Raw genomic sequence first — 1,202 nt, forward strand, 5'->3', positions numbered from 1 at the left:
CAGCAGGAGGCGGCCGTCGGGGTCGTAGAGGCTGGGGTAGGGGACGTCGTGGTTGTCCTCGAAGGCCACGGCGTTCTCCCGGGAGCGGTCGCGGGTGTTGATGCCGACGAACTGCACGCCCTGGTCGGCGGTGTCGTTGGCGACCCGGACGAAGTTGTCCGCCTCCGCGATGCAGGGCGGGCACCACGAGCCCCAGATGTTCAGCACGACGACCTGGCCGCGGTAGTCGGACAGGGACAGCGGCTCGCCGTCCACCGTCTCGCCGGTCAGGTCGGGGGCGGTCTCCCGGTCGGCCGCCGCGACCTGGGTGATCTCGCCCGTGCCCTGAACGATGCCGGTGTCGCCGCCGGAGGGGCCGGCCTGGTCACCGGAGCACGCGGTGAGGGCCAGGGCGGCGGCGCCGGCCCCGGCCGCCAGGGCCATGCGGACAGCCCGGAACTGGATCATGTGAAAAGTTTCCCATGCTGCTTCGGACGATCTTCCCCGCCCCCCTGGTCCGGAATGTCTCCCTGGTCAAAGGGCTTCCGGGGCTCCTGGGAGCGGCCTCCTGCGACGGGGTCCCGGGGCCGGCTCAGGCCCCGTAGCCGGCGCCCGCGCCCTGGGGCGGCTTGGCCCGCGCCCCGGCCCGCAGGTGCGGGGGCACCAGGTCGAGCGCGGGCTCGCTGTAGGTGACCGCCACGATGTCGTCGCCGATGAAGGTGAAGGAGGTCAGGGAGGCGAGGGTGCACTGCCGGTTGCGCGGGTCGTGCCACAGCCGCCGCCGCTCCACCTGGCTGCGCAGGATCCAGATCGGGAGCTGGTGGCTGACGCAGACCGCCTCGTGCCCGCGCGCCGCGTCCCGCGCGGCGTCCAGCGCGCCGCGCATCCGCACGGCCTGGTCCACGTAGGGCTCGCCCCAGGAGGGGCGGAAGGGGTTGCGCAGGTAACGCCAGTTGCCGGGCCGGCGCAGCGCGCCGTCGCCCACGCCGAAGGCCCGGCCCTGGAAGACGTTCTCCGCCTCGATCAGCCGCCGGTCGGTGTCCGTGCCCAGGCCGTGGGCGGCGGCGATGGGCGCGGCGGTCTCCTGGGCGCGCTCCAGCGGCGAGGCGACGACGTGGGTGACGTCCCGCCCGCCCAGGTACTCGGCCACGCGCTCGGCCATCCGCCGCCCGAGCGCGGAGAGGTGGAACCCGGGCAGCCGCCCGTACAGGACACCCTCCGGG

At 74.7% G+C, this 1,202-nt stretch carries 2 protein-coding genes; both read right to left on the bottom strand.

All coding sequences use genetic code 11. From position 1 onward, the window contains the following. The coding region (locus D7231_RS35150) for a TlpA disulfide reductase family protein (protein WP_147449900.1) at positions 1-447 on the bottom strand (447 nt) is incomplete at its 3' end. A gap of 124 nt (positions 448-571) precedes the next feature. Continuing rightward, the coding region (locus D7231_RS35155) for a histidine phosphatase family protein (RefSeq protein ID WP_147449901.1) at positions 572-1,202 on the bottom strand (631 nt) is incomplete at its 5' end.

The sequence above is a fragment of the Streptomyces klenkii genome (assembly GCF_003626645.1).
GTDB lineage: Bacteria > Actinomycetota > Actinomycetes > Streptomycetales > Streptomycetaceae > Streptomyces > Streptomyces klenkii.